Genomic DNA, 13,362 nt, shown 5'->3' with positions numbered 1-13,362 from the left:
CAGCACATCGAAGCCGCAGCCAGGAGGAGGACGGCCACGTGTCGCACCACGTCGACCGACGACAGGTCCTGAAGGTCTCGCTGGGAGTGGCGGCCGCCGCGGCCGCCGGCACGGTGGCCGCCCAGCCGGCCTCGGCCGCCGCAGCCCACGACGAGTTCCCCGAAGTGCCCGGCATGACCGGGGACCGCCGCGCCAACGAGTTCTGGTACCAGCTGGACGAGACCACCCTGTTCAACGCCTCGCAGGAGGTGAAGGACGCCTACGCGGCCATCAAGGCCCACGTCGGCAACATCGAGCGCGGCATGCGCGAGAAGTGGCTCGAACTGGTCGCACAGCCCGGCTACCCGGACAACTACGCCGCGTTCATGGCCCCCATCAGGCAGCCGCTGGAGGTCCTCTCGCGCACCCAGCTCGGCGTGATGGACCGGTTCTACGGCCGCCGGCACCACCGGCTCGTCCAGGCCTTCGGCTGGTTCGGCGAAGGCGTCCTGTACGACCCGCGCGGGCACGCCCCGTTCCTCGTGCATACGATGAACGGCACCCCCGACATCCCGCCGCCCGGCTACCACACCTGGTACGCCTACATGCGCGCCATGATGATGCTGGGCATCGACCGGCGCCGCTGGGAACGGCTCGCGCCCGCGCTGGCCTTCGCCTGGGCGGTGCAGAGCACGGCCCGGCCCGCCCAGGACAAGGCGAACCCGCCCCTGCCCCCGCGCACCGTGCGCAGACTCGCCGCCACCTGGCTGGTCAAGGACGTCGACCGGCTCGACCAGGACTTCCGGTCCTTCCCGTACCCCGAGGGGATGAGCTGATGGTCACCCCCGAACCGACGGCCGTCCGCACCGGACGGCGCGCCGTCCTCAGGGCGTCCGCCGCGCTCGCGGCCGGAGCCGTCGTGGCGGCGGGTGCCGCCCCGTCGGCCGCCGCGGCCCCTTCCGGTCCCGAACTGCCCGACATCCCGGGCATGCTGGGCGACCGTCGTGCCAACGAGCTGTGGTACCTGCTCGACCAGGCCACGCTCTACCACCCCTCCCAGGAGTTCAAGGACGCCTACTACGCCCTCGTCGGCCACTACGGCGCCGGCTGGGACAACATCCTGCTCAACACCTGGCGGCGGCTGGTCACCACTCCCGCGTACCAGCGCCACTTCACCGACTTCGTGGCGCCCGCGCGCGGCCCGCTGGAAGTGATGTCACGGGTGCAGCTTGAGGTCTTCGACACCGTCTACCGCCCGGGCGACCCCCGGCTGGTGCGCGCCTTCGCCGAGTTCGGGCAGGGCGTGCTGTACGACCCGCGCACCCAGGCCCTGCACATCATGACCGGCAGGCCGCCCGGCGGCTATCCCGTCTGGCACGTCGTCATGCGAGCCATGATGTTCCTCGGCATCGACCGGCGCCGCTGGGAACACTTCGCGCCTCTGAACGCCTTCGCCTGCGCCGTGCACCTGGAGGCCGACCCGGACCTGGAGCACGTCAACCCGCCGCTGCCGCGGCGCACCGTGCGGCGGCTCGCGGCCCACTGGCTGCCCCGCGGCGTCACGGAGTTGGACCAGGACTTCCAGTCCTTCCCCTACCCGCAGCAGCCCTGAGACCCCTGGGAGAAGGATCCATGCGTACGGGAATCTGGCTGGTGGGCGGGCGCGGCTCGGTCGCGGCGAGCACGGTGGCCGGCGCGGCGGGCATCCGCGCCGGCGTGCTCGCGCCGGTGGGCGTGGTCAGCGAACTCGCCCCTTTCCGGCAGGCGGGCCTGCCCTCCTTCGACGACCTCGTCTTCGGTGGGCACGACCCGGCGACCGAGGGACTCGTCAAACGCGTCGAACGCCTCGCCGACGACGGTGTCGTCCCGTCCGGCCTGCCCGCTCTGGTCCGCTCCGACCTGCAGGCCGCCGACGCCGAGATCCGGCCCGGCCTCACCGCGGCCGGTCATCCGGCGGGCACGGCGGACGCCGCGATCGACGAACTCGCCGCCGACATCGCGGACTTCCGCCGGCGCACGAACGTGGCCACCGTGGTCGTCGTCAACGTGTCCGCCACGGAGGCGCCGGCCCGGCCGCATCCGGCGCACACCTCCCGGGAACTGCTCGACGCGTCCCTGCGCCGACCCGAGGACGCCGGCGTCCTGCCGATGAGCTCGCTGTACGCCTGTGCCGCCCTGCGGGCCGGCTGCCCCTTCGTGGACTTCACGCCGTCGACGGGGGCCCGGCTGCCCGCGCTCGACCAACTCGCCCGGGAGCGCGGGCTGCCGTACGCCGGGAGCGACGGCAAGACCGGAGAGACGCTCGTGAAGTCGGTCCTCGCGCCCATGTTCGCCCGTCGCGCGCTGAGCGTGCGCAGCTGGTCGGGCACCAACCTGCTGGGCGGCGGCGACGGCGCCACCCTGGCCGATCCCCGGCGGGCGGCCGCGAAGATCCGGTCCAAGGACCGCCTGCTGCGGGAGCAGTTGGGCGGGCCGGTACAGGGCGGCGTGCACATCCACGAGGTGCCCGACCTGGGGGAGTGGAAGACGGCCTGGGACCACATCACCTTCGAGGGGTTCCTGGGTGCCCGCATGACCCTGCAGTTCGTCTGGCAGGGGTGCGACTCGGCGCTCGCCGCGCCGCTCGTGCTCGACCTCGCGCGGTTCATGGCGCTCGCCCACCGGGCCGGCCTCAGTGGGCCCGTACGCGAGCTGGGCTTCTATTTCAAGGATCCCGTGGACTGCGACGAGCACGCGCTGGACCGGCAGTTCGACACGCTGGTGGCCTGGGCGCGGCGTCTGGACGGGGCTTCCCGGTGAGGGTGCGCGGCCGGCTCGGTGCGTACGCGCGTCTGGTGCGGCTGCCCGCCGCGCTCACGGTGCCCGGCGACGTCCTGGCCGGGGCCGCCGCGGGCGGGGCGGCGCTCGGCCCCCGCCTGCTGGGGCCGGTCGCCTCCTCGCTGTGCCTGTACTGGGGCGGCATGGCCCTCAACGACTACGTCGACCGGGCCGTGGACGCCGAGGAGCGCCCCGAGCGGCCGGTGCCGTCCGGCGAGATCGCCCCGGCCGCCGCGCTCACCACCGCCGTCGCCCTCACCGCCTCCGGCCTCGGCCTCGCCCTCCTGACCGAGGGCCGCCGCGGCCTGGTCACGGCGTTACCGCTGACCGCGGCGGTGTGGACGTACGACACGGTCGCCAGGCACACCGCGGCCGGCCCCCTGGTCATGGCCGCGGCCCGCGCCCTCGACGTCCTCCGCGGCGCGAGCACCGGCCACCTGCCGCGGGCCCTCCCGACGGCCCTGGTCTGCGCCCTGCACACGGCGGCCCTGACGCCACTGAGCCACCACGAGACGGCACCCCCGACAGGAGCCGGGCACGCCGGCGCCGAGGCACACGGCGGCCTCCTCCACTCCGGGGGTTCGGTTGGCGAGGGGTGTCTGGTTGAGCGGGGGACTGGGGCCGATCCGCGGGCTGGTTCGGTGGGCGAGCGGTGTGTGGCTGAGCAGGGATCTGGGGTCGGTTCCCGGACCGGCTCGGTAGGGGAGCGGTGTCCGGCCGGGCCGGGGCCCGAGATCCATCCTCTGACCGGTTCGGTCGGCGAGCGGCCTCCGGCCGACCGGGGACCTGGCACCGCCCCCCGGTCCGCACCGGCCGACCGACCGCGCCCGGGGGCGGTACCGCACCCGTCGTGGCCCAGCGCGTCGGACACGGCCCGGCAGGCGGCCGGCGACAGGGACGTGGGCGGCAGGAAGCTGGGCGGTCCACGGCCGCCGGAAGCGTGGAGGCGGTCGGACGGAGGCGCCCCCGCTCCGGTGCCGACGGCAGTCGCACGCCGGGGCCGCCGCCGCCCGACGCCCCTGCGCGCCCCGGTATGGAGCCGGGTTTCGTGGGCGGGTGCCGAGACGGAGATGCCGTTTCGTTGCCGTCGTCCGGTGCACCGGGGCGGCCGGGTACGGCGACCCTGGGCCCAGGCGGAGGCGCCGCCCCGTTGCCGCCACCCCACGCCTCGGCACCTCCCGGTACCGCGCCGGGCGCGGTGACCCGGCGCCGAGCCCGGCATGCCGCGCTCATCTCCCTCGTGTCTGCGGTGGCCGTCGTGGGCTGGGTCTGCCTGACGGCGAGAGGTGCGGCACGGCGGGACCGGGTCGTCGCCGGTGCGCTCGCCGCGGGGCACCTCGCCTCGACCGGGCCCGAGTGGCTGGCCGCCGTGCGCAACCCGACCCCGTACCACGTGCGCCGGGCCGTGGCGGCCGGCATCCACGCGATGGTGCCCCTGCAGTCCGCGCTGACGACGGCGGCAGGCCGCGGCGCGGCCGGACTGGCCCTGCTCGCCGCCTACCCGCCCGCCCGGCGCCTGAGCCGAAAGGTCCCCCCGACATGAGCCGACGCACGCTCACCTACGCCTACGGCAGCAACGGATTCGGCGACCACACCCTCGATGAGACGCTCGACGTGGTGGCCGGACTCGGATACGGCGGCATCTCCCTCACCTTGGACCGCCGCCACCTCGACCCCTTCGCCGCCGACCTCCCCGGCCGCCTCGCCCGTCTCCGCCACCGCCTCGACACCCTCGGCCTCCACATCGTGATCGAGACCGGCGGCCGCTATCTGCTCGACCCCTGGAACAAACACCACCCCACCTTCTTCGACGACGGCCGCGACCTGCGCGTCGACCTGCTGCGCCGCGCCATCGCCATCGCCGCCCGGCTGGAGGCGCCCGTCGTCTCCCTGTGGAGCGGCATCCGTCCCCCGCAGGTCGACGAGGAACTCGCCTGGTCCCGGCTGCTGCACGCCTGCGAGACCCTCGCCGACGAAGCCGCCCGGCACGGCGTACGCCTGGGCTTCGAGCCCGAACCCGGCATGTTCGTCGACACCCTCGACCGCTTCGAGGACCTGTGCGCCCGGCTCGACGGCCACCCCGCGCTCGGCCTCACCCTCGACATCGGCCACTGCCGCTGCCTGGAGCCCCGGCCGGTCGCCGAGTGCGTGCGCCGCGCCGCACCCCGCCTCGTCCACGTACAGATCGAGGACATGCGCCGCGGCACGCACGAGCACCTGGAATTCGGGCACGGCGAGATCGACTTCCCGCCGGTGCTCGGCGCCCTCCTGGAGACCGGCTACCGCGGCCTGGTCTCCGTGGAACTGCCCCGGCACAGCCACGCCGCACCGGCGACGGCCCGGCGTTCCCTGGCCTTCCTGCGCGCCGCGGAACAGGGCGCCGGTGCCGTGGACGAGCTGTGGGACCGCCTGCCGGGCGGCGCCGCTCGCTGGATCCGCGAGGCCCAGCACACTCTCGCCGCCCACCCCGACGCGCTGACCGAACTCTTCCCCGTCGTGGGACGCCGCTGCGGCCGCGAGCCGCTGCCGGAGGCCGTCGCGGGACCGTACGCCTGGACGGTGGACGACGCGGCACGCACGCTGCTCCTCGACGCCCCCGCCCTCCGCGACGACCGACTGCCCGGCCGCCTCGCAGACTTGTACCGCCACGGGGACGCCGCCGAGCGCCGCGGAGTGCTGCGTGCCCTGCCCCTCCTCGACCGGTCCGGCCGGCTCGGCGACACCGCCCTGCCGCTCGTCCACGACGCGCTGCGCACCAACGACCCGCGGCTGATCGCCGCCGCGCTGGACACCGCGCCGCACGCCACCGGATACGCCGCCCGCCACCTCGACGACCACGCCTTCCGACAGGCCGTGCTCCGGTGCGCGTTCACCGGGATCCCCCTCGACCGGGTGGCCGGTCTCGCCGACCGCACCGACGCCGAACTGGTCCGCATGGTGCGGGCGTACACCGACGAACGCCGCACCGCCGGGCGCGAGGTGGCCCCGGACGTCGAGGACTTCCTCACCACCCACCACACCGAGCACCGGGAGGGAACGCCGTGCGCATCTTCGATCCCCACATCCACATGACCTCCCGCACCACCGACGACTACGCGGCGATGGCCGCCGCCGGGGTCCGCGCCCTCGTGGAGCCTGCCTTCTGGCTCGGCCAGCCACGCACGAGCGTCGGCACCTTCACCGACTACTTCGACTCCCTGCTCGGCTGGGAGCCCCACCGCGCCTCCCAGTTCGGCATCCGCCACCACTGCGCCCTCGCCCTCAACCCCAAGGAGGCGGGCGACCCGCGTCTGACGGGCGTCCTCGACCTGCTGCCGCGCTATCTCGCCAAGGACGGTGTGGTCGCCGTCGGGGAGATCGGCTACGACTCCATAACCCCGGCCGAGGACGAGGCCTTCACCCGCCAGCTCGAACTCGCCCAGCGCTACGACCTGCCGGTCCTGGTCCACACCCCGCACCGCGACAAGGCCGCCGGCACCCGCCGCACCCTCGACGTCGTCCGCGAGTCCGGCATCGACCCCGCCCGCGTGGTGGTCGACCACCTCACTGAGGCCACGGTCGGCATGGTCCAGGACAGCGGCTGCTGGATGGGGTTCTCCGTCTATCCGCACACCAAGATGAGCGAGGACCGCATGGTCCGTATCCTCGGCCGCCACGGAACCGAACGGATGCTGGTGAACTCGGCCGCAGACTGGGGCCACAGCGACCCCCTCAAGACCCGCGCCACCGCCGACGCCATGCTCGCCGCCGGATTCGACGGCGACGACGTCGACCTGGTGCTGTGGCGCAACCCCGTCGCCTTCTACGGGCAGAGTGGCCGCCTGGTCCTGGAACCGGACACCGACGACACGGCCGCCCCCGTCCCGGCCTACGCGGGCAACTCCCTTGCCCGCGGCGGCGAGTGAGGCCGAGGACCCGATGAGATTCACCCACCCCGACGGCACCACCGTCCATCTCGCCTACGGCACCAACGTGCACCCCGCCGAATCCCTCGACGGGGTCCTCGCCCAGCTCGCCCGCTACGCGGAGCCGGTGCGCCGCCGGCTCGGCACAGCCCGCCTCGGACTCGGCCTGTGGCTGTCCCGCCCCGCCGTCACGGAACTGACCGCCGACCCCGGCGCGGTGGCCCGGCTGCGCCGGGAACTGGACGCACGGGACCTGGAGGTCGTCACCCTCAACGCCTTCCCCTACCGGGGCTTTCACGACCGTGCCGTGAAGAAGTCCGTCTACCGGCCCGACTGGAGCGAACCCGCTCGCCTGGAGCACACCCTCGACTGCGCCCGGCTGCTGACCGCGCTGCTGCCCGACGACGCCGGACGCGGGTCCGTCTCCACCCTCCCGCTGGCCTGGCGGGAGCCGTGGACCACCGACCGGGCCGACCGCACCGCACACCACCTCGACCGATTGGTAAGGGGGCTCGCGGCCCTCGCCGACGACACGGGACGCACCGTACGGGTCGGCTTCGAACCCGAGCCGGGCTGTCTGATCGAGAACACCGAGCAGGCCGTACGCCTGCTCGCCGCCGTCGACCCGCGGTGGCTCGGCGTCTGCCTGGACACCTGCCACACCGCGGTCGGATTCGAGGAGGCACCGGCCGCCTGCGCCCGGCTCGACGGCGCGGGGCTCCCCGTCGTCAAGGCCCAGGTCTCCTGCGCGCTGGCCGTCGACGGCCCGCAGGACCCGGCGGCCCGCGCCGCCCTCTGGGAGTTCGCCGAACCCCGCTTCCTGCACCAGACCCGCGAGCCGCTGCGCGGCCGGCTCCTCGCGGTCGACGACCTCCCCGACGCGCTCGGCGGAGCGCTGCCCGGCGCCGGCCCGTGGCGGGTCCACTTCCACATCCCCCTGCACACCGACCCCCCGCCCCCGCTGCGCTCCACCCGCGACGAACTGCCGACCGCGCTGGAGACCCTCGTCGGCGGCCCGGCTGCGCTCACCGACCACCTGGAGGTGGAGACGTACACCTGGACGGTGCTGCCGGGCGACGACTTCGGCGACTCCGCCCTGATCGAGGGCATCGCCGCCGAACTCGCCTGGACCCGCGACACGTTGACCCGGATCGGACTGAAGGACGAAAGCGCGAGGTGATCCGGTGAACCGCCTGCTGGTACTCGACGTCGTGGGACTCACCCCACGGTTGCTCGCCCACATGCCCCGCCTCGGCGCGCTGCGCGAGCGCGGCTTCCAGGCCCGCCTCGACCCCGTGCTGCCCGCCGTCACCTGCACCGTGCAGTCCACCTTCCTCACGGGCGAGACCCCGGCCGTACACGGCGCGGTGGCCAACGGCTGGTACTTCCGCGACCTCGGCGAGGTGCTGCTGTGGCGGCAGCACAACCGGCTCGTCGGCGGCGAGAAGGTATGGCAGACCGCCCGCCGGCTGCGCCCCGGCTACACCGTCGCCAACGTCTGCTGGTGGTACGCCATGGGGGCGGACGTCGACCGGACCGTCACCCCGCGCCCCGTCTACCACGCCGACGGCCGCAAGGAACCCGACTGCTACACCCACCCACCGGCCCTGCACGACGAACTCACCGACCGGCTGGGCGACTTCCCGCTCTTCCGGTTCTGGGGGCCGACCGCGGACATCGTGTCCTCCCAGTGGATCACCGACGCGGCCCGGCACATCCTGCGCGCCCACCGCCCCGACCTCAGCCTCGTCTACGTCCCCCACCTCGACTACGACCTGCAGCGCCACGGTCCGAACGGCCGCACGGCAACTGGACCGCATGCCGGCGCCGTTGCTCGACGACGCCCGGCGCGCCGGAGTGACGACGGTCGCGCTCAGCGAGTACGGGATCACGGACGTCTCACGGCCCGTGGACATCAACCGGGCCCTGCGGCGCACCGGACTGCTCGCGGTCCACACCCAGGCCGGCGTGGAGTACCTCGACCCGTGGACGTCCCGGGCGTTCGCCGTCGCCGACCACCAGATCGCCCACGTCCACGTCGCCGATCCGGCCGATCTTCCCGCTGTCCGAGAGGTGCTCGAACCGCTCCCGGGCATCGGCGCCCTCCTGGACCGGGCCGAGCTCGGGGAACACGGGCTGGACCACCCCCGCTCCGGAGAACTGCTGGCCCTGGCCGAACGGGACGCCTGGTTCACGTACTCCTACTGGCTCGACGACGAACTGGCCCCCGACTTCGCACGGCTGGTCGGCATCCACCGTAAACCCGGCTACGGCCCCGCCGAGTTGCTCTTCGACCACACCGGCCCGTGGGTGAAACTGCGGGCGGCCGGGGTACTGGGCCGCAAGCGCCTCGGCCTGCGCTACCTGATGAACGTGGTGTCCCTCGACCCCGGGCGGGTGCGCGGCAGCCACGGTCTGCTCCCCGCCCACCCCGACGACGGACCCGTACTCCTGTGCGACGCTCCCGGGGGCCGCGCGTCCCCGGACCGCCGCGACCGAGGTCAAGGAACTGCTGGTGTACCTGGCAGGGCTGCGGCACGACGTGCCTGACCGTCCAGCGCCAGCCCTCCGTTGAGGACGGCGTGGTGCGTGGCGGTCAGAGCCGGGCCGGGATCGACCCCGAGTTCCTCGGCCAGCAGCCGCCGGCCCTCCTGGTAGACGGCGAGGGCCTCCGCCTGCCGCTCGCACCGGTACAGCGCGGTCATCCACTGGGCCCGAAGCCGTTCGCGCAGCGGGAAGCGGGCCACCAGGCCGGTGAGTTCGGCGACCAGCTGGCGGTGCTCGCCCAGGGCCAGCTCGGCCTCGAGGCGGCTCTCCAGGGCGGTCATCCGTGCCTCGTCGAGCTGCGGGGTCTCGGCCTCGCGCAGCTGGTTGGTGACCCCGCCGAGGGCCGGCCCACGCCAGAGCTCCAGGGCCGAACGCAGCAGCCGGGCCGCCACGTCGTGGCGGCCCTCGCGCAGAGTGGCGTGCCCCGCCCGGGACAGCCGGTGGAACTCGGCCGCGTCGAACACCGCGTCCCGGACGCCCAGCCGGTAGCCGGCCGGTTCGCGCACCAGCTCGACCGCGGTGCCGAGCCGCTGCCGCAGTCGTGAGACGTAGGTGTACAGCTGGGCGTTCACCGTGGTGGGAGGCCGCTGCCCCCACAGCAGTGCGGTGAGGCGCTCGTCGGACAGGACGTCCCCCTGGGCCAGCAGCAGCGCGGCGAGCAAGGTCCGCGGCTTGCGGCCCGGTATCGGGATCTCCCGGCTGTCGGTACGGACGCGCAGCGGGCCCAGGATGCAGAATTCCACTCTTTCTCCCACCGTTGGTCGTGCAGTCCGGTACCGCGGGCGGCGGCCGGGCGCCCGCGATCGCACAGCGTAGGTCGCCTCGTGTCCCGGGAGCCCGGGACCCGCGACCCGAGCCCGTCCCTGGGAGCGGAACGGGACCGGCGTCCCGGGCTTTGGGGACCGTGCCGTCCCTACGCTTGGGTCCGTCGATGCCGTGCAGCGAGAGGTCGCCCATGTCTCAGGACCAGCGCCAGCACACGCCCCTGCCGGCCGGCCAAGACGACGAGGCACGCCGGGCCAGGCTCGCCGGACTGCGCACCCGTGACGCCCTGCGGGCCCGCCGCGCCAAGCGGTTGCGCGCCGCCGCCACGGCCGGCGCCGCGCTGGCGGCGGCCGCGGTCGTCGTCGCCGTGGTACTGAGCGTGCAGGGCAGGCCCGCCCGGGACGACGGCGACGCATCGGGAATCGACCCGGCCAGGGCCAACGTCCGGGGCGAGAAGGTCTACGGCGACCTGGAGCGCGGCCACGTCAAGAACGAGGTCGACTACCCCGCCGACCAGCGGCCCCCGGTGGGCGGCCGGCACGATCCGCAGTGGCAGAACGCCAACGGGGACGTCTACACCCGGCCGTTGCGCGAGGAGAACGCCGTCCACTCCCTGGAGCACGGCGCCGTCTGGGTGACGTACTCCAAGACCCTCCCGCAGGGCGAGGTGGAGAGACTGCGGGCCAAGGTGGCGGGTGTCCCGTACCGCATGATGAGCCCGCTGCCCGGGCAGGACAGCCCGGTCCGGCTCACCGCATGGGGGCATCAGCTGTCCGTCGGGTCGGCCGACGACCCGCGCGTCGACCAGTTCTTCGACGCATACGTCCAGGGCCCGCAGGCGCCCGAGCAGGGTGCCCCGGTCACCGGCGGCAAGGCGACGCCGTGACCGGCCCCCTGTCCTCACGAGGCCCCGTCCGGGCCTCCCTCTCCGGCGTGCTGGTGACCGCCGCGATCCTGCTGCTCGCCGTGGTGCTGCTGACGGCCCTGTCCGGCAGGGCTCCGGCCGGTTCCCCGGCGCCCGCGGAGGACTCGGTCGCGGTCGGCTTCAGCCGTGACATGGCGGTCCACCACCAGCAGGCGGTCGAGATGTCCCTGACCGTGCTCCGCAACGGCTCCTCTGCCGACGTGCGGACCCTTGCGTACGACATCGCCAACACCCAGGCGACACAGCGCGGCATGATGCTCGGCTGGCTCCAGACCTGGGGCCGCACCCCCACGTCCAGCGCGCCCGCCATGCGGTGGATGCACATGCCGCCGCCGAGCGCCGAGGAGCGCCGCCGGGGAGTCCTCATGCCCGGCTTGGCGAGCCGCGCCGACCTGGCACGGCTCGCCGCGGCACGCGGCCGGCACGCCGACGGGCTCTACCTCCGCCTGATGATCGCCCATCACCGGTCCGGGGTACACATGGCCGAGGCGGTCACCGCGGACGGCGCGCCGCAGCAGGTCCTGCGGCTCGCCCAGGGGATGGTCCGGGGCCAGCAGGCGGAGATCGATCTGATGCGGTCCCTGATGAAACGGCTCGGCATCCATGAGGTGCCCTATGTCTAAAACTGCCGGACGTTGTTGACACTTGGGTCTCCGATCACTACGGAGATCTGGCATCCCCCCTTCAGCCAGACGGCAGCAGGACCGCCAAGCCCAGCGACGCCTGGCGGTCCTGCGTCACGCCGAGGAAGTCACCGGAAACGTCTCCCTGACCTGCCGGTACTACGGCATCAGCCGGAACTGCTTCTACAAGTGGCAGCGGCGCTACCGGGAAGAAGGCCTCGACGGGCTGCGCGACCGCTCCAGCCGGCCCCACCACTGCCCGCACGCCACCCAGGCCGATGTGGTCAACAAGATCGTCTACCTGCGGCAGAACCACCACTTCGGCCCGATGAAGATCAAGATGTATCTCGAGCGGTGACGACATCGAGATCGCCTGCTCCGCGGTCTACCGCATCCTCACGAAGCTGGGCATGAACCGGTTGCCTGCCTCCCAGCGCTACAAGCGCCACGACAAGCGCTACACACGCTACGAGAAGCAGCTGCCCGGCAACCGGGTCCAAGTCGATGTCAAGTTCATCGAACCGATTGGCGTCCCCAGCGAGGCGACCGCCCCGGCACCGGTCACCGGCAAGTTCCCGAAGTCAGGGCGCCGAGCCAGGTACTTACCAGTTCACCGCCATGGACGACTGCACCCGGCTGCGGGTGCTGCGCATCTATCCGCAGTGCGACCAGAAGAGGGCCATCCAGTTCCTCGACTACCTCCTGGAGCGCCTGCCGTTCCGCGTGGAGGTGATCCAGACCGACAACGGCGCGGAGTTCCAGTCCGCCTTCCACTGGCACGTCCTGGACAAGGGCATCGCCCACACCTACATCAAACCGGCGTTCCCGCACCTCAACGGCAAGGTCGAACGCTCCCACCGCATCGACGCCGAGGAGTTCTCCCGCATGCTCGCCGGCATCGTCATCGACGACACCGGCGTCTTCAACGACAAACTCCGCGAGTGGGAGGACTACTACAACTACCGTCGCCCGCACGGCGCCCTGGGTGGCCAAACCCCCTACGAACGCCTCAAGCAAGAGACCCAGACCCGGGTGTAACCCAGCTCCGGCAGATGCACAGGACGCCCGCGACCTCGCGTGGAAACTGGCCTTGGTGCTGCGCGGCACGGCAAACAGCGGACTCCTCGCGACGTACGAGAGCGAACGGCGCCCGGTGGCCGAACGCAATGTGCGGCAGGCATACCTCCGCGCCCGCGCCCGGTGGCGGCTTCCCGGATACGCGGACGACGAGCCGCTGGTGGACTCCGACACCCTCATGTACGGCGGTGTCCACCGCTCCACGGCCGTGCCGGGCGCCCCGGCCGACGGCGAATCACTCCTCGAACCACGGGAGTTGAACGGAACCCCCGGCACGCGAGCGCCGCACATCCATGTCGCGCAGGACGCGGCGGCACCGGTGTCCACCCTCGACCTGTACGGCACGGACTTCGTCGTCCTGGTGGGCCCGCGAGGCGGCGACTGGGCCGCGGCGGCCCACCGCGCCGGACAGGCGCTGGGCGCGTCCGCCGAGGTGTACCACCCGGATCTCGAACCGGCCGCGCCGCACGGTCTCGGCCCGGACGGGGCGCTGCTGGTACGGCCCGACGGCTGCGTGGCGTGGCGCGCACCGCACGGGACGCAGGACGCCGACGTTCGATTCGAGCGGGCACTGCGCGCGGTGCTGTCACGGTCGACGACCCGGTCCTGAGCCTCTCCGGTCTCCTTCGTCTCACCGCATCTGTCCGCGCCCCTCGTCACTCCCGCCACCAAGGCCGTCTCGCGCCCTTTTGCTCAACTCCCGCCTCTCGTAACGTCATTGCCG

General features: G+C 73.3%; 12 protein-coding genes and 2 pseudogenes. 13 read left to right on the top strand and 1 reads right to left on the bottom strand.

The genetic code is table 11. The annotated features are described in order from the left end of the window. Nucleotides 1-38 precede the first annotated feature (38 nt). The 9 genes and pseudogenes from ACZ49J_RS04640 to ACZ49J_RS04600 all read left to right on the top strand — a co-directional run bounded on the left by ACZ49J_RS04640 (nt 39) and on the right by ACZ49J_RS04600 (nt 9,276). Nucleotides 39-815 carry a twin-arginine translocation signal domain-containing protein gene (locus ACZ49J_RS04640; protein WP_467448733.1) on the top strand — a complete coding sequence of 259 codons (777 nt, stop codon included), beginning with the start codon at nt 39-41 and terminating at the stop codon, nt 813-815. Further along, entirely contained in the window at nt 815-1,591 is a 777-nt protein-coding gene (locus ACZ49J_RS04635; RefSeq protein ID WP_467448735.1) for a hypothetical protein, read from the top strand. Before ACZ49J_RS04640 ends, ACZ49J_RS04635 begins: the two co-directional genes overlap by 1 nt. Before the next feature lie 20 nt (nt 1,592-1,611). Next, the gene (locus ACZ49J_RS04630) at nt 1,612-2,778 is read left to right on the top strand and encodes an inositol-3-phosphate synthase (RefSeq protein WP_467448736.1); all 1,167 of its coding nucleotides are present in this window, start codon (nt 1,612-1,614) and stop codon (nt 2,776-2,778) included. Next, nucleotides 2,775-3,998, top strand: coding sequence for a UbiA family prenyltransferase (locus ACZ49J_RS04625; RefSeq protein WP_467448737.1), 1,224 nt, complete (start codon nt 2,775-2,777; stop codon nt 3,996-3,998). Before ACZ49J_RS04630 ends, ACZ49J_RS04625 begins: the two co-directional genes overlap by 4 nt. A gap of 38 nt (nt 3,999-4,036) precedes the next feature. Then, entirely contained in the window at nt 4,037-4,339 is a 303-nt protein-coding gene (locus ACZ49J_RS04620) for a hypothetical protein (protein WP_467448740.1), read from the top strand. Next, nucleotides 4,336-5,868, top strand: coding sequence for a TIM barrel protein (locus ACZ49J_RS04615; RefSeq protein ID WP_467448742.1), 1,533 nt, complete (start codon nt 4,336-4,338; stop codon nt 5,866-5,868). The genes ACZ49J_RS04620 and ACZ49J_RS04615 overlap by 4 nt, the downstream gene beginning before the upstream one ends. After that, nucleotides 5,838-6,701: a TatD family hydrolase gene (locus ACZ49J_RS04610; RefSeq protein WP_467448744.1), complete on the top strand. Its 864-nt coding sequence runs from the start codon at nt 5,838-5,840 to the stop codon at nt 6,699-6,701. The genes ACZ49J_RS04615 and ACZ49J_RS04610 overlap by 31 nt, the downstream gene beginning before the upstream one ends. A gap of 13 nt (nt 6,702-6,714) precedes the next feature. After that, a complete protein-coding gene (eboE, locus tag ACZ49J_RS04605; RefSeq protein ID WP_467448746.1) occupies nt 6,715-7,881 on the top strand; it encodes a metabolite traffic protein EboE in 1,167 nt (388 codons plus the stop codon). A gap of 61 nt (nt 7,882-7,942) precedes the next feature. Further along, nucleotides 7,943-9,276: pseudogene (locus tag ACZ49J_RS04600) on the top strand (nucleotide pyrophosphatase/phosphodiesterase family protein). Here the strand turns inward: ACZ49J_RS04600 and ACZ49J_RS04595 are convergent. Then, on the bottom strand, nt 9,203-9,991 hold the full coding sequence (locus tag ACZ49J_RS04595; RefSeq protein ID WP_467448749.1) for an AfsR/SARP family transcriptional regulator: 789 nt from the start codon (nt 9,989-9,991) through the stop codon (nt 9,203-9,205). The pseudogene ACZ49J_RS04600 and the gene ACZ49J_RS04595 overlap by 74 nt on opposite strands. Before the next feature lie 212 nt (nt 9,992-10,203). Here ACZ49J_RS04595 and ACZ49J_RS04590 point away from each other — a divergent pair, with 212 nt between their 5' ends. From ACZ49J_RS04590 to ACZ49J_RS04575, 4 genes and pseudogenes are all read left to right on the top strand, one after another. Further along, complete coding sequence (locus tag ACZ49J_RS04590) at nt 10,204-10,899, top strand: DUF3105 domain-containing protein (RefSeq protein ID WP_467448750.1); 696 nt, start codon at nt 10,204-10,206, stop codon at nt 10,897-10,899. Then, entirely contained in the window at nt 10,896-11,561 is a 666-nt protein-coding gene (locus tag ACZ49J_RS04585; protein WP_467448751.1) for a DUF305 domain-containing protein, read from the top strand. The genes ACZ49J_RS04590 and ACZ49J_RS04585 overlap by 4 nt, the downstream gene beginning before the upstream one ends. 52 nt (nt 11,562-11,613) lie before the next feature. Then, a pseudogene (locus tag ACZ49J_RS04580) lies at nt 11,614-12,599 on the top strand (IS481 family transposase). Beyond that, nucleotides 12,547-13,248, top strand: coding sequence for an aromatic-ring hydroxylase C-terminal domain-containing protein (locus ACZ49J_RS04575; RefSeq protein ID WP_467448752.1), 702 nt, complete (start codon nt 12,547-12,549; stop codon nt 13,246-13,248). The pseudogene ACZ49J_RS04580 and the gene ACZ49J_RS04575 overlap by 53 nt, the downstream one beginning before the upstream one ends. The last annotated feature ends 114 nt before the right edge of the window (nt 13,249-13,362 follow it).

It is taken from the genome of Streptomyces sp. NPDC030840 (assembly GCF_055572015.1).
The sequence above is the reverse complement of the archived record's forward strand: the minus strand, read 5'-3'. Positions and strand labels throughout refer to the sequence as shown.